Origin of the sequence: Lactonifactor longoviformis, assembly GCF_042848515.1 — a bacterium.
Taxonomy (GTDB): Bacteria; Bacillota; Clostridia; order Lachnospirales; family Lachnospiraceae; genus Lactonifactor; species Lactonifactor longoviformis.
The window spans coordinates 727,230-753,141 of the sequence record NZ_AP031453.1 but is presented as its reverse complement, the minus strand read 5'-3'; the positions used below and the strand labels follow the sequence as shown (position 1 = coordinate 753,141).

The 25,912-nt window shown below is 44.9% G+C and carries 24 protein-coding genes and 1 CRISPR repeat array; of the genes, 6 read left to right on the top strand and 18 right to left on the bottom strand.

Features of this window, described 5'->3' with window-relative positions:
• Nucleotides 1-44: 44 nt before the first annotated feature.
• Nucleotides 45-678: direct repeats of the CRISPR family, unit length 33 nt; unit sequence ATTTCAATCCACACTGCCCTCACGGACAGTGAC.
• A 443-nt stretch (nucleotides 679-1,121) separates the two neighbouring features.
• From ACGHCT_RS03435 to rsxC, 3 genes are all read right to left on the bottom strand, one after another.
• Complete coding sequence (locus ACGHCT_RS03435; protein WP_072849481.1) at nucleotides 1,122-2,000, bottom strand: methylenetetrahydrofolate reductase; 879 nt, start codon at nucleotides 1,998-2,000, stop codon at nucleotides 1,122-1,124.
• Nucleotides 2,001-2,093: 93 nt separating this feature from the next.
• On the bottom strand, nucleotides 2,094-2,732 hold the full coding sequence (locus ACGHCT_RS03430) for a methylenetetrahydrofolate reductase C-terminal domain-containing protein (RefSeq protein ID WP_072849480.1): 639 nt from the start codon (nucleotides 2,730-2,732) through the stop codon (nucleotides 2,094-2,096).
• A gap of 1 nt (nucleotide 2,733) precedes the next feature.
• The gene (rsxC, locus tag ACGHCT_RS03425; protein WP_072849478.1) at nucleotides 2,734-4,698 is read right to left on the bottom strand and encodes an electron transport complex subunit RsxC; all 1,965 of its coding nucleotides are present in this window, start codon (nucleotides 4,696-4,698) and stop codon (nucleotides 2,734-2,736) included.
• A gap of 590 nt (nucleotides 4,699-5,288) precedes the next feature.
• Between rsxC and ACGHCT_RS03420 the strand changes: the two genes are divergently transcribed.
• On the top strand, nucleotides 5,289-5,849 hold the full coding sequence (locus ACGHCT_RS03420; RefSeq protein ID WP_390438239.1) for a DUF3795 domain-containing protein: 561 nt from the start codon (nucleotides 5,289-5,291) through the stop codon (nucleotides 5,847-5,849).
• Nucleotides 5,850-5,935: 86 nt separating this feature from the next.
• Here the strand turns inward: ACGHCT_RS03420 and ACGHCT_RS03415 are convergent, their stop codons facing one another.
• The gene (locus ACGHCT_RS03415) at nucleotides 5,936-6,487 is read right to left on the bottom strand and encodes a helix-turn-helix domain-containing protein (protein ID WP_390438237.1); all 552 of its coding nucleotides are present in this window, start codon (nucleotides 6,485-6,487) and stop codon (nucleotides 5,936-5,938) included.
• Nucleotides 6,488-6,598: 111 nt separating this feature from the next.
• On the opposite strand from ACGHCT_RS03415, the gene ACGHCT_RS03410 reads away from it, so the two are divergent.
• On the top strand, nucleotides 6,599-7,186 hold the full coding sequence (locus ACGHCT_RS03410) for a LysE family transporter (protein WP_390438235.1): 588 nt from the start codon (nucleotides 6,599-6,601) through the stop codon (nucleotides 7,184-7,186).
• A 33-nt stretch (nucleotides 7,187-7,219) separates the two neighbouring features.
• Here the strand turns inward: ACGHCT_RS03410 and ACGHCT_RS03405 are convergent, their stop codons facing one another.
• On the bottom strand, nucleotides 7,220-7,801 hold the full coding sequence (locus ACGHCT_RS03405; protein ID WP_072849475.1) for a DUF1989 domain-containing protein: 582 nt from the start codon (nucleotides 7,799-7,801) through the stop codon (nucleotides 7,220-7,222).
• Between the two features lie 452 nt (nucleotides 7,802-8,253).
• Between ACGHCT_RS03405 and ACGHCT_RS03400 the strand changes: the two genes are divergently transcribed.
• The gene (locus tag ACGHCT_RS03400) at nucleotides 8,254-8,478 is read left to right on the top strand and encodes a S26 family signal peptidase (protein ID WP_390438233.1); all 225 of its coding nucleotides are present in this window, start codon (nucleotides 8,254-8,256) and stop codon (nucleotides 8,476-8,478) included.
• Between the two features lie 96 nt (nucleotides 8,479-8,574).
• On the opposite strand, the gene ACGHCT_RS03395 is transcribed toward ACGHCT_RS03400, so the two are convergent.
• The 10 genes from ACGHCT_RS03395 to ACGHCT_RS03350 all read right to left on the bottom strand — a co-directional run bounded on the left by ACGHCT_RS03395 (nucleotide 8,575) and on the right by ACGHCT_RS03350 (nucleotide 20,580).
• Complete coding sequence (locus tag ACGHCT_RS03395; protein WP_390438231.1) at nucleotides 8,575-9,810, bottom strand: MFS transporter; 1,236 nt, start codon at nucleotides 9,808-9,810, stop codon at nucleotides 8,575-8,577.
• Between the two features lie 26 nt (nucleotides 9,811-9,836).
• Nucleotides 9,837-11,243: a trimethylamine methyltransferase family protein gene (locus ACGHCT_RS03390; RefSeq protein ID WP_390438229.1), complete on the bottom strand. Its 1,407-nt coding sequence runs from the start codon at nucleotides 11,241-11,243 to the stop codon at nucleotides 9,837-9,839.
• Nucleotides 11,244-11,456: 213 nt separating this feature from the next.
• Complete coding sequence (locus ACGHCT_RS03385; protein WP_390438227.1) at nucleotides 11,457-12,932, bottom strand: sigma-54 interaction domain-containing protein; 1,476 nt, start codon at nucleotides 12,930-12,932, stop codon at nucleotides 11,457-11,459.
• A gap of 128 nt (nucleotides 12,933-13,060) precedes the next feature.
• Complete coding sequence (locus ACGHCT_RS03380) at nucleotides 13,061-14,215, bottom strand: iron-containing alcohol dehydrogenase (protein ID WP_072849469.1); 1,155 nt, start codon at nucleotides 14,213-14,215, stop codon at nucleotides 13,061-13,063.
• 17 nt (nucleotides 14,216-14,232) lie between these two features.
• On the bottom strand, nucleotides 14,233-15,180 hold the full coding sequence (locus tag ACGHCT_RS03375; protein WP_072849467.1) for a transketolase family protein: 948 nt from the start codon (nucleotides 15,178-15,180) through the stop codon (nucleotides 14,233-14,235).
• Entirely contained in the window at nucleotides 15,181-16,044 is an 864-nt protein-coding gene (locus ACGHCT_RS03370) for a transketolase (protein ID WP_390438225.1), read from the bottom strand. It abuts the gene before it with no gap.
• 19 nt (nucleotides 16,045-16,063) lie between these two features.
• A complete protein-coding gene (locus ACGHCT_RS03365) occupies nucleotides 16,064-17,131 on the bottom strand; it encodes a zinc-binding dehydrogenase (protein ID WP_390438223.1) in 1,068 nt (355 codons plus the stop codon).
• Nucleotides 17,132-17,143: 12 nt separating this feature from the next.
• Complete coding sequence (locus tag ACGHCT_RS03360; protein ID WP_390438221.1) at nucleotides 17,144-18,280, bottom strand: Gfo/Idh/MocA family protein; 1,137 nt, start codon at nucleotides 18,278-18,280, stop codon at nucleotides 17,144-17,146.
• Nucleotides 18,281-18,349: 69 nt separating this feature from the next.
• Nucleotides 18,350-19,144, bottom strand: a complete 795-nt coding sequence (locus ACGHCT_RS03355) for a TIM barrel protein (RefSeq protein WP_390438219.1) — start codon at nucleotides 19,142-19,144, stop codon at nucleotides 18,350-18,352.
• 50 nt (nucleotides 19,145-19,194) lie between these two features.
• Nucleotides 19,195-20,580, bottom strand: a complete 1,386-nt coding sequence (locus ACGHCT_RS03350; RefSeq protein WP_154261269.1) for an MFS transporter — start codon at nucleotides 20,578-20,580, stop codon at nucleotides 19,195-19,197.
• A 368-nt stretch (nucleotides 20,581-20,948) separates the two neighbouring features.
• Here ACGHCT_RS03350 and ACGHCT_RS03345 point away from each other — a divergent pair, with 368 nt between their 5' ends.
• On the top strand, nucleotides 20,949-21,875 hold the full coding sequence (locus ACGHCT_RS03345) for an AraC family transcriptional regulator (protein WP_173015644.1): 927 nt from the start codon (nucleotides 20,949-20,951) through the stop codon (nucleotides 21,873-21,875).
• A 79-nt stretch (nucleotides 21,876-21,954) separates the two neighbouring features.
• Here the strand turns inward: ACGHCT_RS03345 and ACGHCT_RS03340 are convergent, their stop codons facing one another.
• The gene (locus ACGHCT_RS03340) at nucleotides 21,955-22,437 is read right to left on the bottom strand and encodes a flavodoxin (RefSeq protein WP_390438216.1); all 483 of its coding nucleotides are present in this window, start codon (nucleotides 22,435-22,437) and stop codon (nucleotides 21,955-21,957) included.
• Nucleotides 22,438-22,628: 191 nt separating this feature from the next.
• Here ACGHCT_RS03340 and ACGHCT_RS03335 point away from each other — a divergent pair, with 191 nt between their 5' ends.
• Together ACGHCT_RS03335 and ACGHCT_RS03330 are read left to right on the top strand one after the other, a co-directional pair.
• Nucleotides 22,629-23,495: an NAD(P)-dependent oxidoreductase gene (locus ACGHCT_RS03335; RefSeq protein ID WP_390438214.1), complete on the top strand. Its 867-nt coding sequence runs from the start codon at nucleotides 22,629-22,631 to the stop codon at nucleotides 23,493-23,495.
• Between the two features lie 112 nt (nucleotides 23,496-23,607).
• Complete coding sequence (locus ACGHCT_RS03330) at nucleotides 23,608-24,444, top strand: HAD-IIB family hydrolase (RefSeq protein ID WP_390438212.1); 837 nt, start codon at nucleotides 23,608-23,610, stop codon at nucleotides 24,442-24,444.
• Nucleotides 24,445-24,503: 59 nt separating this feature from the next.
• Here ACGHCT_RS03330 and ACGHCT_RS03325 read toward each other — a convergent pair whose 3' ends face one another.
• Entirely contained in the window at nucleotides 24,504-25,088 is a 585-nt protein-coding gene (locus tag ACGHCT_RS03325) for a sugar O-acetyltransferase (protein WP_154261279.1), read from the bottom strand.
• Between the two features lie 21 nt (nucleotides 25,089-25,109).
• Entirely contained in the window at nucleotides 25,110-25,892 is a 783-nt protein-coding gene (locus tag ACGHCT_RS03320) for an MBL fold metallo-hydrolase (RefSeq protein ID WP_390438210.1), read from the bottom strand.
• Nucleotides 25,893-25,912: the final 20 nt, after the last annotated feature.

Below are 25,912 nucleotides of genomic sequence, written 5' to 3'. Positions count from 1 at the left end.
GAGCTTATAAAAATGTTTTTAGAACCTATATTCAGGACGAACAAATTTCAATTCACACCGCCCTCACGGACAGCGGCATCTTGGTGTTGACAACATCGTTCAGATTCAAAAATTTCAATCCACACTGCCTTCACGGACAGTGACTTTTACTTTAGATACTACAAAGGATAATTTCTATATTTCAATCCACACTGCCCTCACGGACAGTGACATGGATACTATAGGAAAAAGACTTAAATATTGGAATTTCAATCCACACTGCCCTCACGGACAGTGACAATATTAACGCCACTCCCATACACAGATACAGGATTTCAATCCACACTGCCCTCACGGACAGTGACACTAGGAAACGGGACAATAAAAAGATGGAAAAAATTTCAATCCACACTGCCCTCACGGACAGTGACCAATTACAGCCTATGTGGGCGATCCCAATTACAGGATTTCAATCCACACTGCCCTCACGGACAGTGACGGCGTCATCAAGCGGAAATGCGGGATCTGACGTAATTTCAATCCACACTGCCCTCACGGACAGTGACAACTATCAGGTTCAGAAGGTTACAAAAATCAAGATTTCAATCCACACTGCCCTCACGGACAGTGACTGAAGAAATTTCTCTTGCTAAGGCCAAAGGAAATATTTCAATCCACACTGCCCTCACGGACAGTGACAGCAAAAATGTACCAAATTATACCCATTCTCTCACATATATATGTGCATACCAAACAATATTAATGTTTACCCTTAACCTTTTAAGCACTTTATGTTAACTTTTTTCCAATTATCTTAGTGCGAATCTCCCAGGATTTTTATGTTCACTTGGCATTCGCACCAAACAATGTGAAAGATTAACTGCATTCTACTTTCCCGATAAATATACAGTAGCTTCTCAACATTCTCAAGTTCTTGGTATTCTTCATAGAACTTTGGCAGTGCCCTTATAAATTAGAGCCATTGTTTTTATCACATTCCCATCGTCAGGATATTTTTAGTTGAAAGAAAAAGAACACTCCCGCAGGAAAATCAAGTATAACTACTCCTGATCCCTGCCGGAATGTTCTTATTATATGCTACAAGGACTAAAACTCCGTATTAACTGACAGTCCTTAGAATATTAAATTCCGGCCAGCTTAAGAAGATCCGGTATTTTAGATTCCCAGCCTAATGCCATGATATGTACACCCTGACAGTATGGTTTACATTCTTTAATAATACGTGCAGCGATCTCTACACCAGTGATACCTGCTTTTGTTTTTTCTTTATCGGCCTTCAGTTCGTCGATCATTGATTCCGGAACATGGATACCTGCAACATTTGCATTCATGAATCTTGCCATTCCCACAGATTTCGGAATTACAATACCCAGCTGAACAGGTTTTCCGAACTGTTTTGCTTTTTCCATAAATTCAATGAATTTTTCAGGTTCATAAACTGCCTGCGTCTGGAAATAGTCAGCGCCAGCCATTACTTTTCGTTCCATCTTTGCAAGCTGTGCGTCAACAGAATCACTGCATGGTGATACTACTGCACCTTTTGCAAACTTGGGCGGTTCGCCCACCAGCTCATTTCCGCCAAGGTCATAGCCTGATTCCAGCGTTTTTACTGTATGAATCAGGGAAACAGAATCCAGGTCAAAAACAGGTTTCGCCTGAGGATGATCTCCCATCTTGGTATGATCACCGGTTAAGAGAAGCAGATTTTCAATTCCTAACATAGCAGCGCTCAAAAGATCTGACTGCAGTGCGATACGGTTTCTGTCACGGCAAGTCAACTGATAGATTGGTGTTAGTCCTTCATCCTTCAGTACCTTACATGTCGCCAGAGAGCCCAGACGCATAACGGAAGACTGGTTATCTGTTACGTTCACCGCTGTAACCCCGGTCAGATAAGTCTTTGCTTCTTCTACAAGATGGTCAATATTGGTTCCTTTCGGCGGTCCTACTTCTGCAGAAACTACAAATTCACCACGTTGAAATAATTCAGTAATATTCATTCTCCCTTACTCCTAATCATTATAAATTTGCAACCATTCAGTCCCATCATAGTTACCACGCGGGATACTACCCGCTGAATAGTCACATGAATTTTAACAGTTCTCTGTTTGCTTAGACACTTCATCATCGGTTGCGTAATTGCGTACCTGTACCGGACATTTCAGTGCATCCTGACGTCCAAGCTGTGCAAGGCGTCTGTAAATACGCTCCCAGCCGCATTCCATATCTCCGTCCACTTCGCATTTGCCGTTTTTGGTACCGCCGCATGGTCCGTTGACCAGGCTTTTAGAGCAAGCGGTAATCGGGCAGATTCCGCCAGTGATGTTCAGATAACATTCTCCGCACTGATCACAATCATATTCTAAGGGTGTTACACCTTGGAATCCCGGCAATGGATATGTATCACATGCTGCACATACCTTTTTGTCCTCCAGGTACTCGGCAATTGTCTGTACACCGACGCCGCAGGAGAATACCAGCACTACATCTGCAGCCTCAATCGCACTCATATGTTTCTGAAGCCGCAGCTTCATATTTTCCGGATTACAAATATAGTCAGTTGTAATAATTCCGGTCACATTCCCGTCATCCGCCAGCTCTTTCTGGAATTCTGCGGCTTCTTTTTCCGGGAAATGAACTTCTTTGCATCCCTGGCAGTTAATGATAAAAACTTTCTTTCCGCCCACCAGTGATACGATAGTTTCCTTTGCTTTTAATTGGGTAATTAACATATCACTTCATCTCCCTTATCGCATTTTTTCCAGCCTTAATTTTGCTGACTAATGGAATCTTGGAGGAACATATATATTCACAGCTCCTGCACTCAATACAATCCATGACATCTCTGTCACGCATATCCTGCCATTTCTGCTCATCCGCAAGTTTTGCATAATACAGCGGGGCAAGCTCCATCGGACACACGTCCACACAGCGTCCGCATTTGATACAAGACATTTCCTGTGTCTGATCCGTATCAATCGCAATGATTCCATTGGAGCCTTTCATCATAGGTACATTCAAATCTGAAAGAGCAAATCCCATCATTGGTCCGCCCATCTTAACCATAACATCATCATCTGTGAATCCGCCGCAATAATCGATAAGCTCTTTTACATTCGTACCAATCTTTACGATATAATTGCCGGGCTTCTTAATCTTTTCGCCGGTTATGGTGGCAACACGTTCAATGAGCGGCATACCCTTCTGAATCGCATCAGAAACAGCCTTTACCGTGCTGATGTTACTAACTACAACCCCTACATCTGCCGGCAGGCCGCCGCGCGGCACCTGTCTTCCCATAATATGCTTAATCAGCATTTTTTCAGCACCCTGGGGGTATTTTGTCTTAGCCACTACTACTTCTATATTGTCACAGTCGGCAATTTTGGCTTCCATAAGTTCAACGGCATCCGGCTTATTATCCTCAATAACAATAATACCTTTCTGGGCATCAACTGTTTTAATCATTGCCTTAAGGCCGTAAATAATATCATCTGCAAACTCCAGAAGCACTCTGTGGTCTGCTGTCAAAAGCGGTTCACATTCACAGCCGTTGAGCAGGATAGCTTCGATTGGCTTGTTCGGTTTCAATTTGACAGATGTCGGGAATCCGGCACCTCCCATACCTACAATTCCGGCCTCCCGAACAATCTCGATGATTTCATCCGGCGTAAGGTCTTCTAAATCTTTATTCGGTTTTACTGATTCGTACAGAGTATTTTTTCCATCTGATTCAATTACAACAGCCATAACTTCGCTGCCTCTTGTAGCATGCAGGCGCGGTTCAATTGCGACAACAGTTCCGCTGACACTGGAATGGACAGGAGCACTGATAAAGCCTGCAGCTTCAGCGATCTTTTGTCCGACCTTCACTGTATCACCCACTTGTACAATAGGATTTGCCGGAGCCCCTAAATGTTGTGACATGGAAATAACAACCGTTTTCGGTTCCGGAAATCTTTCCAGTGCAATATGCTCACTGAACCCTTTGCGTTCGGATGGATGAACACCGCCATAATAGCCTGCAAATCTCTCCTCACGAATAGATTTTACATATTCATTAATAACATTAAAATTAACTTTTGAATAGTCACGTAACTGAACCGGCTGATTCAAAAATTCCTCAAGACGTCCCTGCTTCTCCAATTTACTATTGATTTTTTCCCAGGCACAATCTTTGTCCGGATCTACTTCACATTTCCCATTCTTCGCGCCCCCGCACTGTCCATTGACCAGACTTTTGGAGCAGTCAACGATCGGACAAACTCCTCCGGTTATATTCAGGTAGCACTGAGCACATGCGTCACAGCGCTTTTTAGTCAGCGCCATACCGTGATGTCCTGTATAGTTCAATGTATTGCTTGCCGCATATACAGGTACTTTTGCCCCGTCTGCAACTGTCTGGATACCCAAGCCGCAAGAGATTACAAAAATATGCTCCGTGCCTTCGGGAATCATATCCTGTAACTTTTTCTCAGTCTGGGTTTTGTTGCACAAAAAATCGACCTTTGCGCTTCCTGTGATTGTTTTTCCATGTTCCGCGGCGATTTTTTCAAATTCACCGCAATCTGGTTCGTCAATGGTCTCAAATTCCTTGAAGCATTTGTTGCAGGCAATGACGAACAGTTTATCTTTATCAGCCAGTAACGCAGCCAGCTCGTCGTTCCCCTTTAGCTTATACTTGGTATAGTTTTCCAATTGCTCACCTTCCTTAATGATATTAATTTACAGACCTAAAGCTTATCTGATTATGTTATTTTTCCATTCTCTGTACTTTAATGAAAGAATAACAACAGGCAGATAATTTACGTCCGTAATTAACACATATTATAACACATAATGTTTGTATTATCTATTCTAAACCTACATTATTCATAATATTTCATGCCGCAATGTCTTATGCCATTATAACATATAAGAGCCCTATTATCTATTCTTCACCGGCATTATTCCTAATATTTCATGCTACTGCTCCATATCCACCAAAATTGCTGTATTTTATAATACTTTCTACTTTCACCTGATAAGTGAAAAAGTTTAAGCAAATAGAATTTTTAGTACATTATACTGTCCCGAGGACAGACTATTTGCACTTGCTGCAGCCGCCTTCAGGAGCGCGAATCCCAATACGAATGCCACTGTCCCAAACAAATAATAAAGACAGAAAAATCAAAGTCATTCTCTTTAATATCCCGATTATTTAATGTAGATAATATAACAATTCTTCTTGACATACCTGTCAACAGTATTATAATACAAAAAAGAACACCCCTACTAGGAGATAACATATGAAGAATTTTGCCAGAGAATCCACCTTGTTTTCACTATGCGGATTAAACTGTGGGCTCTGCCCTATGTATCTGGATCACTATTGCCCCGGATGCGGAGGGGGAGACAGCAATCAATCCTGCAAGATTGCAAAATGCAGTATGCAGCATGAAAATATAGAATATTGTTTTCTGTGCAGGGAGTATCCTTGTGCCTATTATGACAAAATAGATGAATTTGATTCTTTTATTACCCACAGCCATCAAAAAAAGGACTTTGCCAAAGCCCAATCAATAGGCCTGGCACAATATCTAACAAATCTGGAGGAAAAGAGTGCAGTCCTCCGTCATTTACTGGAAAACTACAATGCAGGGCGTCAAAAAAACTTATTTTGCCTAGCCGTTAATCTTCTGGATTTAGAAGACTGCAGGGCGGTTATGGAACAGCTTACAGCTCAGACCAAAAAGGATAATCTGTCCCTTAAGGAGCGATCCACGCTTGCAGTAAAGCTCTTCCGTGAAACAGCCCAAAACCAATCTATCACATTGAAACTTAACCGAAAACCAAAGAAAAAGAAGTAACATACTTATCAATGGATCGCTTTAGTGATATATATCCTTTGACACCCTTATATATTTGAAATACCTCCGCTCTCATTCTCTGCCCCTTACTTATTATAGTAAATCAGCATGCTTAAACCGGCTTCCTCTTCCCCCACATTTTCATAAGAATGTGATACATCTGCAAGGAACCGTATAGAATCTCCCTGCTCCAAATGGTATGTCTCTTCCTCTACCGATATAATAACTTTCCCATAGAATACCGTAATATATTCTTCTGCTCCCGTCATATGGGGCTGTGCCGAAAGCCTTCCCCCCGGCTTTATAACAATTCGGTAGCTCTCAAATAACTTCTGCTCGTCGAATCCAAAAACAGGGTAATTAAGATAGCGCCCGTCATCTTCTGCTAATGGTTCAGCCGCCATCCTCTTTATCATAACAGCAGGTTCTTCCGGTCCCTCCACCAGTGAAGTAAATGAAACCTTGTAGCCATTGGCAATCTTCCATAGAACTGATATCGTAGGGTTTACATCCCCTTTTTCAATCTGCGCCAGCATACTGCGGGAAACCCCTGTGGTCTCAGCAGCTGCATCCAATGTCAGTTTCTTTTTTTCCCTTATATCCTTTACATTTGCCGCTACAATCTTAGTGACATCCATATATGCTCTTCATCTCCTTGACATTATAATAAACTTAAAGTACAATATAAAAGAATTCTTATATATTATACTATTTTCCATTATCTTATCACACCATAATTAAGGAGGTCAATGATGTTTCCCTGGTTTTCTTTTCTTACCTATGCCGTAATTACTGCCGTAACACCAGGCCCTAATAATATTATGTCTATGTCAAATGGAATCCGGAAGGGATTTCGCGGTGCATTGCCCTTTAATCTGGGAATTCTGACAGGTTTTTCTCTCGTGATGCTATTATGTACAGCCTTCTGCAGTCTGCTATCCTCCTTCATCCCCAGAATCAAACTGCCTATGCTTCTGGCAGGAGCCTGCTATATGTTATATCTTGCCTGGGAAACCTTCCGCAGCTCTGCTTCTGTGGAAGCGTCTCATTCCCACGACGGTTTTGTCCCTGGTTTACTTCTGCAATTTATTAATCCAAAAATCTATATCTACTGTATAATGTCAATGGAGGCTTATATTCTTCCGTATTATGCAGGACAGACGCTGCCTCTTATGGGTTTTGCCTTGCTGCTTGCCTTTATTGGTTTTGTATTTACACTACTGTGGTCAGCTTTTGGATCCGGATTTAAATGGCTGTTCTCCAGACATGCCCGCATAGTCAACACTGTCATGGCCTTACTGCTGGTCTACTGCGCATTCTCGCTCTTCAGTTCCTAAATATCTATAATAAGCTTGGCGTATAGAGCTTCTTTAATCCGCAACAACAATCCTTATGGGCGTGCATTTTCTGCTATTGCAGTCACTTTCCGATACACTACAGGCAGCTATCCCTAAACGCATATCCATTTCTGCCTGTAAAACCACTTTGTCTCCTGCTTTTGACAGGGGACTTTTGACCTCTATAGCTCCATTCATATCTACTTTTGTGTACATAAATAGATTTACAGGATGAATAATCTGCCTTGTCTCTTCTAAACTTTTGTTTATGTTATCCAGGCAATTGGGATGCCCTTTTCCATTATGGTAAAAAAATTCATACATCTCCGGTCGGCAGCAAGGGTGCAGTAAATCATGTTCTCCAACATCATCGGATAACACTTTTAATAATGGACGATAAAGATTAGAATAAATATAATCCCCCACTTTTAATCTCAAAGACTCATTGCAGTCAATCGTAACACCAGTTGACAAAAACTCGTTGGGGTTATCTGAAAGCTCAGCAAAAAAGTCAACAACTTGCCCGCCTTCTATATCAATAATCGTTATGGTCTGCCCGCTTACTACCTCAATAGCCTGACCACTGCAAGCGTTTATAATATATTCCTGTACCATAGTTACCTCCTTATATTCCGAATTACTGTTTGCCTATTTGATAAACTATGAGACACCTTGGCCCCATACAGTCACATCTAAAACATAACAAACTCAGAAGAAACCGTCAATGCTGTGAATGGACAAACCATCAAAGCAATAACTTGGAACAGAAAGAAATATAAAAAAATGAAGTCCGGACTGCCATACAATGAGTAGATGAGGAGAATATGAATACAAACATAGATACATACAAGAAGCAGTAGATGATATAGAATCGCATTTAGAGGAAAGAATAACACTTGTCAGAATCTCCGGAGAGATAGGCTACCTTTGGGATTAAATGGCTATAGCACTTGGGATACGCATAAAGAGAATCAGCCATTGCTCCCAGATCCGCATTTTGATATAGTGATCCTATCAACTACGGTGTGGTGAAAAATGGTGAAGAAACGAAAAATACCAGTTTGGATATGGGTCATTCTGCTGACCATGTTACTCCTCGTTGGGGTCTTGTGTCTCGCATCATTGGTCTGCCCGGAGATAAGGTCGAGATAAGGTATGGTCTGGTTTATATTAATGATGCAGACCAGCCCCTGGATGACAGCTGTTGTACGGAGATGCCATCCGGCAGCTATGGCCCTTACGAGGTGCCTCCCACAGTCTGCCTCTCAGGATTCCCATACATTGACGGCTGAGTCATACTTCCTTTCCCTGCATATTGTGTTTCACCTTATAATTTCAAAACTAAACCGAAAAAACAGAGAAGCATTCGTAAGTTTTAAGATACAGCCTTAGGAATGCGATTTTGTCTGCCTCACCAGCAATGCAGCCCCAACTATCCCCACCGCCGAAAATACAATCAGCAGTATAAATATCTTGTTAAAACCTGATGCGATATTCCCAGCTTCTATTGCAGCATCCAGCCATATCCCGCAGATCGTCGGCACGATAAAATCAGGGATAAATGCAATAAAGGAAATCACCCCTGTGGCAATTGCGGTCATTTTCAAGGGAATCCCTGCCTGCCCCATTATGCTCCAATAGGTTGATTTCATAATATTAGCCATTAAAGCAAGAAACAGCGTAAGTCCGATACAGATAGGAACTACCTTACTTGTGCACATCACTGCCAGTGTAATGACCACTGTAACAGACAGGAAAACCATGAATCCCTTTCCCTTATAGGTAAACTTATCCAGTATCCATCCTCCAATAAAGCCCGCCGCCAGTACAATGACATAGCTTCTTACGATTCCAATGGTGGATGCTAAGGAAGAGGAAATGCCAAGAACCCGAACTGTATAAGTAGTCAGATATCCATTTCCCAATGTCCAGGAAACGTAAGAACACATAATAACCCAAATGGTAATCCATACCCCCTTATTGGTTAACACCTCTTTCAGGGGAATCTTTTCTTCTTTCTCCCTTTCCTGTTCCGCCGCGGTCTCTGCAGGCAGGAAAATCAGAGCAAGAACCAGGAAGAGTCCTGTAATTGCCGCACCTGCAATCATGACAAACCGAAATCCAAGAACAGGCGTAGCAGCAACATTCATAATCCCAAGAAAGAGAAAGGACGTAATCGTCTGGAGAATTCCGCGTGTGGATTCACTGCTTCCAAAGATTGCACTCTGGGACTCCTCGTCCCCAAGGCTCCGAATACCGGAAAGGTAGGCCGACCATAAGGTTGCAATACCGAAAAACCCATATAATACATGAATTCCAATTAAAACAATGTAATTCGTTGTAAATGCAAAGAGTCCTGTCAAAAGAGCAAAGGCAGCCAAAGTAATGCAGATAAGCTTTTTCATTGGAAAACGATCCGCAAAAAAGCCGCCGATAGGATAACACAAGGTGTTAACCAGGGTCAGGCAGGTACCCAGAACTCCCATCTGTGTATCATTGATTTGCAGCGCCTCCATCATCTGATCATAGAAGGTATATTTCATATACGGGAGCTGATAGGCCAGCGCAACCGTTGCACTGAGTATAATAAAAACAATCAGTTTATCTTTTCCTAATGATTTCATAAGCACTCCTCTCCATTCAGCATAATTTACGGTATGAGATGTTTTCTTAACTCTGCGTCAAGCTCAGCAGGGAAATCAGGCTGCACATACTCCTCCAACATTTTTTTCCACTTCTCATTTGCCCGTTCCGCAACTGTCTTCTTCCCGCCGGCCTCCCACTGGGCCACATTTAAAGAGTCACTGATAAATGGGAGATAGTGTGCGTCACGGAAATGTTCATAGGTGTGTTCCTCCGTCAGGAACTGGCCGCGGGGTCCAACCTCTTTGATTACATCATAAGCAAGTGTCTCCTCATTTACTTCTATCCCCCGATGTATGCGTCTTACAAGCCCCATGAGTTCATAATCTATCATTGATTTTTCAAAGGAAACCGTATCATACGTGGCCATAATGCCTCCCCCGTGCAGGATAAAGTTTCCCCCTGCCATTTCGGCAGTCATAAGATTCATCATGGATTCATAACCCAGCTGAGGATCAAAGCATTTGCTGTCAGTAATTGCGCCGCTGATTCTGCATGGCAGATGATAGAACTTAGCCAGCTGTCCGTTAATCAGAGACATTAACGCGCATTCCGGAGAACCTATGGTTAAGGAGCAGGTACGCATATTTGCGTTAGATCCTGATGCCGAATAAATAACAGGTGTTCCGGGATTAACACACTGAGCTAAGACAATACCGGCCAGTATCTCTGCATTCTGTACTGCAACGTTTCCGGCCAGTGTTACAGGTGCCGTTGCCCCGGCCATTGCCAGCGAATTGATAAGCTGAATCTGACCATACTCTGCAAAAGCCATAAGAGTAGCCAGCGATTTATCATCATAGCATAGAGGGGTTACTGTACAGGGGTCCGCGAGCAGAACCGGTTTTTTATTTTTAACGGCCTCCAGGCCGCCAAAGGGCGCCGCTGCCATCTCTATGCATCCCTTTGCTTCTTCATAGGTAAACATAAAAGGCATCAGCGGTTTGTCGCTGTACTTCATGGTCTCGTAGACAACCGCTTTGTTTCTGATTGCCGGATCCACATCTGTCATCTCACAGGGGACATGATGCATTTCAATAAGATCCATGGATTGATACAGTTTTATCAGGTTAATAAAATCCTCTTTTTTACTTGGGCGGCGGCCGTGATCCAAATCCGCAACAAAGCAGGAACCTCCGGGGCCGCAGTAGTGGGTATCTTCCAGATTGAATAAAACATTTCCATCGGGATTCCTCGCATAGAGTGTGAAGGAGGAAGGAGTAAGTTTCAAACTTTCTTCCACCAGTTTCCTGGGAAACAGCACCTTTTTACCGTCAACTTTTGCCCCATGCTTTGCTAGAAGCTCACACGCTGGTTCATATGTCATAATGACACCCACTTCTTCCAGAATTTTTAGAGACGTTTCATGAATTTTGGTTAGATCCGTTGGATCTACTGCTTGGTATCTCTGCATAATCTTACACCCTCCTATATTTTCTCGTATAAATAGGTTTCATTTGTTGTATGTATTATTGCACATCACCTTAGACACAGTCAATGAAAGTATCTGAAAATTCATTGCAAAATTTTATTTTTACAGTTTTTTCACTTTTTTTCTCCTTTACACTTTTTTACGTGTACTGACACCAAAAAAGGCCCTCTCTGAAAGAAGGCCTGAATGTTTGATTCATTCTATATGATATTTTTTCATTCTATAATGCATCAGCTGCCTGCTGATCCCTAAGATACGGGCAGCCTGTGAAATATTTCCGTTGGTTTGTTTTAAAGCTTTGATAATCTCCTCCTGCTCTTTTTCCTGGGCTTCCAGATATAGCTTTCTTTTGCTGAAATACGTGTCCTGCTTCACTGCGCCGCTTCCGGCACCCCCTCCTGTCAGTGCCCCAGACGGTTCATCGCTGGAATTAAAATGTGTTCTGGGTGTCCGGGTCTCATAAAAAACATTGGCAGGCAGATCATCTGCATGGATCTCATGACCATCTTCTGTCAAATTCATAGCTGCTTCTATACAGGAGCGAAACTGGCGGATATTTCCCGGCCAGTGATAGATTCTGAACCATGACATCACCTCGCTGTCCACACCCTGAATCCTTTTATGAAACCGACGATTAAACTCACTGATAAAGTAATTTGTCAGCAGTGGAATATCTTCTGTACGTTCTGCCAGAGAAGGAATGGGAATCTGTACCACAGAAATGCAGTAAAAGAACTCCATGCGCAGACGGTTGTTGCGTATCATTTCCGCAGGCGGTTCACTGCTGCTGCAGATGATACGTATATTGACCGGAATAGCCTCACTTCCGTTCGGCCTTATAAACATATGCTCCTCAAGAACATGCAGCAGCTTCATTTGTATCCCGGGAGACAGGTACGTTACATTTTCCAGATAAAGAGTTCCGCCGCTGGCCTGACGAAGAATGCCTTCCGAGTCCGGACCGGGATAATGCTTATTCTGTGTGCCAAACAGCAAACCCTCCAGTAAGTTCTCTGGAATAGATGCACAATTGATGGAAAGGAAAGGCCCGTCAGACCGGGAACTGCTTTCATGAATAGACCGGGCAAACGTATTTTTTCCACAGCCATCCTCCCCAATCAGCAGTACAGAGGAGTCCGTTTTGGCCGCCTTTCTTGCCAGCGTTAAGCTGTACCGGAAGGTTTCACTGCTGCCTATAAGGTCTGCAAAGGGAGCAGCGTCCCTTCCGTTCTGGCATGACCGGTGCCGGTTAATTTTACTCTGCAGCTCCAGGTTCTCGTCAATCATATTGGAAAGCTGAGTTAAGTCACGCTGAATATTAAAAGCCCCTATAAGTTTTCCGCCCTTATAGATTGGTGTAGAATCAATGGTTTTTGTCTTTTTCAGCCCTCCGGTATAATATACACAGATCATATCACGGACCGGACGCTTTTCCGTCAAAGCTATATAGGCCGGGCTTGTGTCCTTTCTGACATCATTTTGGAAGTCATAAAGCTCAAAAAGAGACCTCCCATATGATTCTTTTAAGGTATATCCCTCCGAGCGCTCCGCAGATTGATTCAAATATACTAAATTTGCATTTACATCAAAAAACAATATTTCATCCTGCATCTGGTCGAAAACGTCAAAACAAATACCGGTTTCCAGAATCAACTCTTTGTACCCAATCATGCATAATCCTCCTCTGACTTGACACACCTGTATCTGACAGATTTAATTATAGCATATATGCAAAATGTGGGAAGAGTTTTTTATAACTCCATCAGCAGCAGAGACTATAGCAATTACAGTTCATGCAATTAGTACACATCATAAGTAAATGCAATATACGCTTCGATCTCTTTTCTTCCCGGATTGCCCGGTGAATTTCCAAAGGCACCGTCATGGGCAAATCTATCCGCTGCAGACAGGCAGTCTTCCAGAGAATATCCAGAATCCCGGATGGATGGAATCTTCAGTTCTTTCATCAGCTGAACGACTCTCTCCGCCAGGGCCTCAGCCAGCTGCATGGTATCTGTATCCTGTGTATATGCAGTCTCCATGGCATCCGCCACAGCCTCAAGGTTCTTTCTGTCACCGTATTTTGCTGTATAAATCATTACCCCGGGCAGTCCCCAGGCGCAGCCCAGACCGTGGGGTATATGGTTTTGGGCGCCGAAGGTCTGACTGAAGCTGTGTCCGATTTGACACCCGCAGGCCGAGATAGCCATCCCCCCCAGATTAGCCGCCAAAGACATCATCTCTCTGGCCTCTGCATTTTTAGGCTCTTTTACCGCAGCAGGCAGCCATTTAAGGGTGAGCTTTATTCCCTCTTTTCCGAAAATATACCCGTAAGGATTATAATTTTTGTTGGTGATTGCCTCCACACAGTGTGCAAGCACATCCATCCCTGTTGCAGCCGTAGGGCCTGCAGGGAGGGAATAGGTAAGCACCGGATCCACGATAGCCATGTCTGGCTTGTATATGGGCATTTCCTTCGCTCCGGTTACCGTATCTCCGATGACGGCCCACTGGGAAATCTCACTGCCTGTGCCGGAGGTAGTGCTGATCGTAATCAGCTTTATCTCATGTTCTGCTTCCCCAATCCCATAGTAGTCACGGATGGTCGTGCCATTCTGGCTGATGATAATCCCGATGGCCTTAGCGGTGTCCAGGGTACTGCCGCCGCCCACTGCCACGATACCGTCAATTTCATGCTCTCTTACAAACGCAGCGCCTTCATCACAGATATCGCTGGGTGCGTCCGCCCTGCATTTATCAAATACAAAAACCTCCAGCCCTGCATTTTTTAATACCTCAATCACCTGGGTGGCTACTTTGAATTCACATAACGCTTGTTCCGTACAAACCATAACTCTGTGCATTCCAAGTTCTTTGGCTTTCACTCCGGCCTCTTTGGACGCACCCGTTCCAAAGAGTGTCGGACAAAATGTATTCCACATGTAAGCACTCATACTATTACTCCTTTTCCTTAAAACAGACTTTTCAGATAGGACAAAACTGCCTCAAGATCGTATTGATACTGATGATATAATTCTTCTGCGCTTCCAAATCCAGGGTACACCTGGGGAACCCCAAACCTTTTAAAGGATTTTACACGGATCCCCTGGTCACACAGTACATCCGCAACCGCACTGGCCAGCCCATTTTTCATAAGGTGATCTTCCCAGACAATGATTCTGCCAGTCTCAGAGGCAGCCTTTCGTACAATTTCTTCATCCAGAGGCTTTACTGTGAACATATCAATCACCCGCACGCTGATCCCCTCTTTTTCTGCCGCATCGTGCAGCTGAAGTGCGTAATCAACCATTTCCCCGCAGGCAATTACTGAAATATCCCTGCCCTCTCTCGCTGTGAAGCCTTTACCGATTTCAAAGTCCGCATCTGACGGATATAAGATACGGTTCTCTTTACCCGGGTCAATACGGATAGAGAGAGGACCGTCATAGGTCATACTTTTCTCTATAATCTGCCGCAGCTGCACCGGATCGGATGCGGCGCAGACTGTCATATTTACCAGAGAAGAATAAAGCGCCATATCCTCCATAGCATAATGGGTAGATCCGCCATTTCCCGTCAGCCCCGCATAATTTGCAATAATTCTCACCGGAAGGTTGGGATAGCAGATATCTGTGCGCACCTGTTCCAGTGCGCGCATACTCATAAAGGGCATCATCCCGATAATAAACGGTATGTTCCCATCGTAAGCCAGCCCAGATGAGATGCCAACCACATTCTGTTCCGCAATCCCCGTGTCAAGGAAGCGGTCCGGATACTTTTCCTTGAAATCTTTGCAGCCAAAACCGATATCCGGTGTCAGCAGCCATACCCGATTATCTTTTCCCCCAAGCTCCGCTATGGTATCTCCTACCACAGATCTTGCTGAATTGTATTCGTCAAGTGTGTATGATTGCTTCATTTATAACTCCTTTCTCTGCTTTTCCAAAGCCGTGTCAAGGTCTTTTAAAGCTGTTTGTAAATCCGTTTCATTCAAGCTTCCCGCATGCCATTTTATCTGGCGCTCCATAAAAGATACATACTTCCCTTTTACAGTATTGGCTATGATTACGGTGGGAACCTCCCCGCTGCTTTTGGGGAGTCCGTCAAATGCCTCCGCGATCTGACTCATATCATTCCCGTCTCTTATTTCTATTACATTCCATCCAAATGCACGCCACTTATCTGCATATGGTTCCATTATGACCGACTCCTCGGAAAAACTGGTCATCAGCTGTCTGTTGCGATCCACAACCGCCACCAGGTTTCCAAGCTTTTGCGCTCTCCCTGCCATAGCTGCCTCCCAGACAGAACCCTCACAAGTCTCCCCATCCCCCATCATACAGAAGACACGGTGTTTCTGTCCCCGCTGCCTTGCAGATGCCGCCAGCCCTACGCTGATGGGCAGCCCATGTCCCAGGGAACCCGTGGATGCCTCCAGCATAGGCAGCCTGGTTTTGCACGGATGCTGGCCATATTTACTGCCTATCTGACCATAGGTCTCACAGATTTCCTTATAGTCGAAAAATCCTTTCAATGCCATAACAATGTACATGCATGCCGCTCCGTGGCCTTTGCTGAGGATAAAGCGGTCGCGTTCCGGATCCTCCTGCAGTTCGGGGGCCACCCGCATGGTATGCTGGAAAAGACAGGTCAGCACATCGATCATTGACATGTCTCCGCCCATATGAATATTTCCGCCGTAGGATCCGCACAGATTGCAGAGATCATACCGGGCCTGGTGGGCCAGCTCCTGTAAGCGTAAAATTTCTTTTTTATCAGCCATTTTCTCAAACGCTCCTTTCCTAAAAATCTATGGAAACAAATATTTTTCCGCACTGATAGCTGGATGCCAGCTCAATTGCCTCTTTATACCTGGATGCAGGAATTACATGGGTCAGGATTTTCTCCAGGGGAAGTACGCCGTCTTCAATGATCTGGCCTACCTTTCTCATGTAATATTTTCCAAGGAACCCGCCGTGGATCTCTACTTCTTTTTTAAGAAGTGTACCCACCGGAATCTCGGGCCGTATCAGTTCGTCATGTCCGTACTGCAGAACCTTGCCCCGGGGACGTACATATGCAATACAGTCCGGTATTAATCCCCCCACTGCTTCAATGCAGTGATCTACTCCAAGATTCTCCGTCTCTTCCAGCACTATTTTCCCAACGTCCTCCTGCTCCGGGTTCACCACGCAGGTTGCTCCTACTTCCAGCGCTTTCTTCCGGCGGTATTCAATGGGTTCAGAGACAATAATCTTTCTGCACCCGCTTGCCTTGAGAAGTGCTGTAAACATCAGACCGATAGGCCCCGCGCCTAACACACATGCGGTATCTCCCACATGCACATTCAGCTTTTCCAGAGCATACCCGCATCCGGCCAGAGGTTCCGCCATGCCCATCAACTCAGGCTTTGCATCTGCCCCTACTTTGTATACACACTTCTGGGGAAGAACCACATAGTTTGTCAGGCCGCCGTCAGCGAATACCCCCATGGTCAGTGCCTGGCCGTCAAAGCCGGAGTCCGGACCAAGGAATACCGCATCGCAGGCCTCAGGAAGTCCTGCCAGGCAATTGTCACAGTGGCCGCAGGGACCGTGGGGATCTATGATAACCTTATCCCCAGGCTCCAAATTCGTAACCTGCGCTCCCACAGCTGCAACCTCGCCGCAAAACTCATGACCGAAAATTATATCCTTTTTACAGGGGTGCTTCTGGGGTGTAGCAAAGATATTTACATCTGTGCCGCAGACGGCACAGCCATATACTTTAATCTTGACGTCATCCCCGTGTTCCACTTCCGGGACCGGACGATCTTCATATGCAAACTCTCCCGGTCCTTTATAAATAATAGCTTTCTGTGTGTCAGCCATTTTGCTTCCCTCCTACTCTACATCAACCCATTTTGAATTGTTCTGTGCACTTTCCATAACTGCGTAATAGAATTTTACGCCGCTGACGCCAGTCTCCACATCCGGGAAGTCCAAATCCTCCTCAGTAGGTGTCTCACCGTTTTTCAGCTTCAGAATTGTATCAATAACATTCCGGTAAATATTTGCAATTGCAATATAATATCCCTCAGGATGCCCGAAAGGAACCCGCGCCAGACTGCCGGCCGGCACATCGATGCCGTCCCCTGCCCTGCAGAGCAGCTGGGCTGCCTCACCCGCCCTTGCAAAACGGACTTCATCCGGTCTGGTCTGATGCCATTCAAGAGATCCCTTGGTTCCGTAAATGCGCAGATTAATCTCATTAGGGGATCCGCACGCAACCTGAGAAAACCAATATGCGCCATGTGCACCGTTTTCATATTCGAGAATAATATTGTCATTCAGATCCAGCTTCTTGCCGAACGTATCTGCGGTTGCCAAAAGTCTCTTAATCTTCAGTCCGGTTACATAGTGCACCAGATGCTCTACATGTGTCCCGTCGTCCGCACAGGTATTGGAGATACCGCTGTATTTGGGGTCTGTGCGCCAGATTCTGGAGTTAACCTGTTCCTTCTCAGAGAGGAGTTCCAGAAAACATCCCTCCATATAATCTGCATTCACAGAAATGATCTCGCCGATATCGCCTCTGGCAATCATCTGCTTCATAACCTTGCACATAACATACCCGGAATAACAGTAATCCACTGCAAATACCAGATTTTTTTCCTTTGCCAGTCTGGACAGTTCTTCCGCCTCCTCAACCTTCAGCGTCAGAGGTTTTTCACAGACTACGTTGATGCCATGCTCAAGAAATGTCTTCGCCACTGAGTAGTGTACAAAATTCGGAGTGCAGATGGAGACGAAATCAATCTTCCCGGCCTCCGCCTCCGCCATTTTTTCAGCATCATAGTAAACTCTGGATTTATCTACGTGGTAGGCTTCTGCGCACTCATCATTCAGCTCATCAATAGCAGAAAAGCATCCGCATACAAGCTTTGCCCTGGGATCCAAACCCAGCGCCTTGCGGTGGCACTCGCCAATCAGTGCTTTCAAATCTCCGCCTACCATACCATACTTTAATTCTTTCACCATTTTTTTCATCCTCCTGAAATGTTATTTTAACTGTAAGCCCCTCGGCAATCACGCGGCGTTTGCCGTATGTTAAAGCAGTAATTTGCCTGCTTCTTTTATGGAAGAAAATCCTGCTTCGGTCTCCCCTGCGGGAAAATATTCAAAGCAGACCGTTCCGTCAAAACCGCTCTCCTTAATCTTTCTTAACAGAAAGTTAAAATTAATCTCCCCCGTCCCGGGCTCGTGGCGGTCCGGTGCATCTGCCAGGTGCAGATAAGGCACAACATCCATGTTGTCTGTAATATTCTGAAGCAGATTTCCATGCATTACCTGCATATGATACACATCACACAGAAGTTTTACCTTCGGGGAGTCAACAGCCCTCACAATGTCCGCTCCCAGCGCCGTATCCGTCACAGCCATGCCCGCATCGGCCCCCAGATTGCAAAGAGGCTCCAAAAGCACTGTCATATCTTCTTCCTCCAGAAGGGGCGCCAGGCATGTGAGTGTATGCGTTATGTTGGCAATCATCGCCCCGCGGCTGTACTTGTCACGGAAATCCGCACAGCCGCAGGGAGTGAAATGATTGGGAAACAGAATCAGGGTATCACAGTCCAGTATCTTGGCAGCTTCTATAGACCGCTTTATCCACTCTATATATTCTTTGCTGTGTTCTCCGTCACACAGGGAATATGACTTTGTGCCGCTGAACGCCCTTACCTTTACCCCGTGTTTTCTGCAGGTTTCTTTTATTCGGGAAAGATCCCTGTCATCCCAGCTCCAGAACTCCACAGCCTGAAAGCCGGCCGCACTGACCCTCTCAATTTTCCCGCAGATATCCTTGCCTGGATACAGCGGTTCGATATTAATCGCAAAATCAATCATAATTGCTTCCTTTCTATTCTTAATTGCCTCTGGGAGCAAGACATCCGCAGTTATAAAATGCCCTGCTCGTCCCGTTTTCTCAGATCTGCTATTACCTGGGGATACAGCTTATCCAGCTTATACAGCAGACAGAGCACAACAATAATTGCCGAGAAAATAATTGGCGCATACATACAGATAGCTTTGATCATTCCCATAGCCTCCGCACTCTGCACGGCAGCGAGACCATCGTAGCCGACGGAATCCATCAAAAGCCCGATTCCTGCGGATGCCAGACCACCGCCCACCTTTGAGCCCACAGACGCGGCGCTGAAAATCATGCCGTCCTGCCTGACATGTGTTTTCCACTGGCCGAACTCTGCACAGTCGGCAATCATAGGGAATACGCAGGCCCACAGAGGCGCCACACCAATTCCCCGAAGTATAGCGCTTGTCATAGCCACGCCTACACTCATAGGATTGGTAATCCATACCAGCTGCGCCACAATTACCAGCAGGATACCGGCAAGGGTAAGATTGCGTTTGCCGAACCGCATGACAAAATACGGTACTATTAAAACCACAATGCTCTGGGCAATCAGCTCCGCCGCATAGATCGGGCTGTAGAGCTCCTGATTCCCAAGTATGTATTTACAGTAATAGGTCGTTATGGTTCCGCTGACTGTACTCATCATAACCATAATACCCCACAGGCCCAGACAGATTGCCCAGTACTGGTTGGAAAACAGCGCCTTCAGATTTTTTCCCACAGATACCTTCTGGTTCTGAGCTGCTTCAATTACCACCCGTTCCTCAATGTTAAAAAAGCAGACCAGCAGCAGAACCAGGGCGATAGCCGCAAAAATACAGGAAACAATGATCCAGCTTCTCTGTGTGTCCCCGAGAGCCTTGACCAGGGGAAGTGTGGAAACCGTTACTACCATCTTCCCCATAGGTCCGCAGAAAATCCTCCATGCCTGGGTTGAGGCCCGTGATTTCTGATCCCGTGTTATCAGGGATGCCATGGTGGAGTACGGCAGATTCAATGCGGTATAAACGATGGTGTTCACCAGGTTATAGGTTACAAAAATATAGATTGCCTGTATCGTTTGTGACGCATTTGCCGGAACCAGGAAGAGCAGGATGAAAGTAACCGCATAAGGTACCGACATCCACAGAATCCAAGGTCTCGCCTTTCCGTATTTGGACTTTGTCCGGTCCGTAATAAATCCCATAATAATATCTGAGACACCGTCAAAGAGACGGGTAATCAAAAAGATCATTCCAACTACAAACGCATTAATCCCCACATAGTCGGTGTAAAAGAATGTGAGAAGCGTACTGCATAGTCCGTATACGACGTTGCACGCCGAATCGCCCAGGCCGTAACAAATTTTTTCGCGGAAGCTGACAACATGATCCTCCCTGCTCCGGCGGTTTTTAGAAGCGTCGTCCATTTTCTTAACTCCTTTCTTTTCGATCCGAAATTTGTTTTATTCCGCATCCATTTCCTTTTTATTTACTGCCTTGTAAATTGTCGACAACTTATTTATAGTGGTATTGTACTATCTTTTCTAAATCAGTTCAGCCAGTTTCGTTTCTAATAATAAAACAATCTTCTCAGGTTCCTGGGAATATTGTTGCATTTTTATTGATATCGCCTTTATATACTGATGAAACCAGTGTGTAAAACAGCAATATACACAAAGAGTTCCTTCAGCAATCAGATATTTCTAGATTTTTATTTATGGATATAGTAAAATATTAAAGTATACAAGCACCTGTTTTATGCAGTTTTTTACCCTGTCAAAGGATGTATCTATGGATGTTTTGGAATAAACAGAAGGGAAAGGATTGTTCTATGGATAGTATTGTTATAAATCACAAGATGATGGAGGAATTGGCGCACCCCAATCAGATGTTCCCAATCTCAGAATTTATAGACCATTTCGATACCTTTGCAGACGGGAGCTTTCCCAGCCACTGGCACCATGAGCTTGAACTGCAGATTGTTCTCAAAGGCAGTGCGGAGTATCAGGTAAACGGGACCCCCTACGTGGTGGAAGAGGGCTGTGCTATATACATTGCACCTGAAGCCATACATCTGGCCAGAGAGTTGTCCGGGGGTACCATCGGATATGACATTGTATTGCTGCCTCAGATTTTGATTAACCTCATGAGGAGCGCCAATTGTGAAAATTATACCCTGCCTCTGACTACCCGCCGTCCGGAAGCTCTTGTGATAACCCCGGAACGCAAAGAGGGCCACAAGATTCTGGAGTATATGAGGAGGATGTACTATACTGAGAGCACGCATTTTACGTATGAACTGTTTTTACTGGAAAATCTTATCGGAATATGGCGTAATCTGCTGAGCATTCTTCCCAAACCCAGCAAAGATCCCGAGGACAGCGGCAAGCTGCTCAGAGAACAGCGTATGAAGGATATGCTTGATTACATACATCAAAATTATATACAGCCAATCACCATACAGGACGTTGCCGGCGCTGCCAATATCAGTAAAAGTGAATGCTTCAGGTGCTTTTCTGAATTGTCAAAAATGACACCTGTAGAGTATGTTAATAAGTTCCGTCTGCTGCAGGCCTCCCAGCTTCTGTTAACCACAGAAAAAAGCATGTCGGATATCTGCTTTATGACCGGATTCAATAACACCAGTTATTTTTCTAAAAAATTCAAAGATCAGTATGGGGTAAGTCCTAAGACCTATAGGACCAAGAAACGAAATGAATAATAAAATCCCCCGGGGGCAGACATCCGCACTTCATTTTCCGTCTGCCTCCCGGGGGATATTTATACTGAACACTTTAAGGTTATAATCCAAGGCTGTCAATCCAAGACTTCAGGGCCCCCTTGTCAGCACTGCCAAAGCGCTTGCCAGGCTTCCACTTTGTCTCTGACGAACAGTACTTTTTCAATATGCTGTCAGTCTCTCCCATTCCGCTGCTTCCCGAGGTTGCAAAAGGAATCAGCGTCTTTCCAGAGAAATCATAGCTCTCCAGAAATGTATGTATAATTCCAGGGGCCTCATACCACCAGATAGGAAAGCCCACAAATACGGTATCATACAGCTCCATGTTTTCCACATTACCGGAAATAGCCGGGCGTGAATCCGGATCACTCATCTCTATGCTGCTGCGGCTCTTTTTGTCCGTCCAGTCCAAATCAGCACTTGTGTAAGGCTGTTGTGGCTGAATCTCATACAAATCAGCTCCTGCTGCCTCTGCCAGTTCCTTAGCCAACTTAGCCGTAACACCGCTGGCAGAAAAATATGCAACCAACTTCTTACTTCCCATTTTTATTCCTCCTTATGCTTTTATTTATTAAATGCAGGTCTCCCCAAGGGCAGACATTAAACAGTTCCTATAGGGACATTATACAACAAAATCCGTATTTTTGTCTTGACAAATCGCGGTTGCTGTTATATTATAATATTACTTACGATATGAGTTATCATAAATAATATTTTAACATAAAGGAGAAGATTATGCAAGAAATTACTGTTGTCGGATGTGGAGTAATGGGAGGGTCCATCATTAACGCGCTGCTGAATGCCAATATTAAGGTTACAATTGTTGATATCAATAAAAATGCAGCAGAAAAATTTATCAGCCGGGGAGCTAAATACTATGCCAGTTTGGACGAGGCCGGCGATAACGACTGTATCTTAGTCAATTTACCAAATCACAAGATTGCTTCTGGAGTTTTATCCAATGCCAATAAAGATCGCCTGAATGGAAAAATGTTAATTAATACTACTACCTCTAGTCCTGAAGAAGTTTCTGCCATGGATCAACTTGCCAAAGACATGGGCATGATGCATCTCGATGCCAAAATCGAAAACTATCCAGGCGACATTGGCTCGGATAAAGCTTATCTAATCTATTCTGGGTGCAGACAGGTATTTGACGCTGCCAGGAATGTACTGGAAGCAATCGGAAAGGCAGTATATCTGGGACCCGATATTATAGGCGCAAGTGTAATTGATATCGCGGTTCTGGATGTCCATTTCGGTGCTATTGCTACTTTGGCGGAGTCTGTTGCTTACTGCATTAAGTATAAGTATTCGGTAGAATCCTTTATAGAGCAGGCCAAAGAACTTCTGCCAATTATGCTGGCAGGTAATTACCGGGCATTTTCCGATGAATGCAGCAACTATACCGGCAGTTTTGAGGACGCTTCTGAATGTACCCTGCGAATTGAAACTACAGCTATGAAAACCATCTTAGATTCCATGCATTCGGCGGGAGTAAAAACTCCCTGCGGTGACTCCATACTGGATCTGTTCCAGAAGGGGATAGAAAGCGGCAACAGTTCTAAGAATGTGGTCGCTATCGTCAATGAGTTAATGTAACTAGTGTATTGAATTATCACGGTACGGTATGATATACTTCCGGTGCAGGACTGCAGGCCATTTCCGGCCCACAGTCCTGCCCGGATTATTATTTTAAGAAGGAGCTTACTTTATGACCAGTAAAACATTATACGTGTCGGACTTGGACGGCACTCTGCTGAACCGGCAGAAGCAGGTGACGAAGTACACCGCCGATACGATTAACCAATGCGTCAAACGGGGAATGCATTTCACCGTTGCCACTGCCCGCATGCCCTATGGATGCGATTACAGACTCCGGGATATCCGCATCAATACCCCAGGGATACTGACAAATGGCGTATTCCTGTATGACTTTGAGGCTGAAAAGATCATAGCTGCCGAAGAGATCCCCGCCCAAAGTGCAGAAACTGTTGTAGATATCTTTCAGAAAAACGGCCTGTCCTGTTTTGTCTATACTTATGGCCCTCAGGGAATTTCCATCTGTTACGGCCATAAAAAGCTGGAGGAACAGACACAGTATTACAGTGATCGCGCCATAGAAAAGTGTGCACAAGTGCAGCTGACAGAGAATTTGAAAGGGGCTGCCGGAAGCGGAAAGGCTGTGTATATTACATACACCGGAGAAAAGAAGCTGCTGGAACCTGTCTGCAGAGATTTGGATCGTGTAGAAGGGATTGCGTATTCTTTTTATCTCAATGTCTACAACGGTCTGTATTGCCTTGAGGTTTTCAGCCAAAAAGCCAGCAAACGAAATGCTCTTTTAAAGCTGAAGGAAATGACCGGATGCAGCGAACTGGTTGTATTTGGCGATAATCTGAACGATATCTCAATGATAGGAATTGCTGACAGAAGCTATGCCCCGGAAAATGCTCTGCATGAGGTAAAGGAAATGGTTACCCAGGTACTGGCCGACTGTGACCATGACGGTGTAGCCCGTTTCCTGGCAGAGGAATGGGAAATAAAATAAAAGGATAAGGTCACCTGTGAGTAAGCAGCAATCACAGGTGACCTTTTTACATAGCAGATCTACTCTCTTACAAATCCAGTTTTATCCCTATCCGTAAGTTCCCGTATCACCCGGCAGGGATTTCCCGCGGCAACAACCCTTGGAGGGATATCTTTCACAACAACACTTCCCGCTCCGATAACCGCTCCGGCCCCTATGGTAACACCGGGCAGTACCGTCACATTGCCTCCCAGCCATACGTAATCCTCTATATGAATCGGCTTAGAAAAGCACCCTCCGTCTGCCCGTTCCTCCGGATCCAGGCAGTGGTTCACCGCATAGATTCCAGCGTTGGGGCCGATTAACACATGGTTTCCTATGGTTACTTCTGCGCAGTCCAGTATGGTGCATCCAAAATTTATATACACATGGCTGCCGATGGTGATATTCACACCAAACTCGCACTGAAACATTGGTTCAATGAGCACCTCATCGCCAACCTCATGAAACATCTTGACCATCAGCTCCCTGCGGTATGCTGCCTGGCTGTCATCCGTCCCGTTATAGCTGCGGAAGAGCTGCTTGGCTGTTACACGGCGCGCAAACAGCTCAGGGGCAACGTCGTTATATAATAACCCATTTTGTAATTTTTCCCAATCATTCATAAAGTACTCCTCTTTTCTTTTTCAGTCTCTTGCCTCCGGGTATAGTTCAAAATATTCCCCAAGCTTCAGGCTATATAGTACTTTGGGGACTACCTGCTTCTTTCTTACCACCGATTCAAAACATGCGATCCACCCCCCGTCATCTTTATTCGGATCCGGAAAATGTACTGCTATTACTGTTTTGATAGGGTGCAGCCGTTCCCTCGCCCGGGCCAGCGTGACGTAAGTAAAGGGGCAGATTAGATAGTCCACCTGCAGCCTGTTCCGTTCTGCATGTGCCAGCAGCGCCTGGGGCTCGGCATCTCCGGTAAGCAGCAAGGCGCCATATTTGGTTTTTAGATAATAACAAATATTGTCCACATACCGGTACTGTTCTCCCATATGGAGGCAGCAGAAAGAATATAGTTCCAGTTCGGAATTTACTTTGTATGAAACGGAGTCCCCAGGGCTTACCGTCAGGATCGTATTATGCAGACGGCCCCTTAATTCCTTTGTAATCTTTTCATTGGCGAATAGGATGAGATCCTTGTTTTTCTCTGCAAACGCTATGACTTTTTCCATATGATAGTGATCACTGTGCTCGTGAGTCAGAAGTAATAATTCAGCCTTTCCCGCGAAAGCAGTATCCTCCAGTTTCGGATCTGCACATTGATATCTATCCAAGTTATCATGGCAAAATGGATCTGCATATATCACTATGTTATGTATAAATAATACCACCCCGGCATTATTTATCTGGCATGCTGCAATTCTTACGCCCTTTGTTTTGGTCTCTTGGGCGTTTATTAACTTTTTCAATTCCACTTCTCTATGCTTCCTAGGAT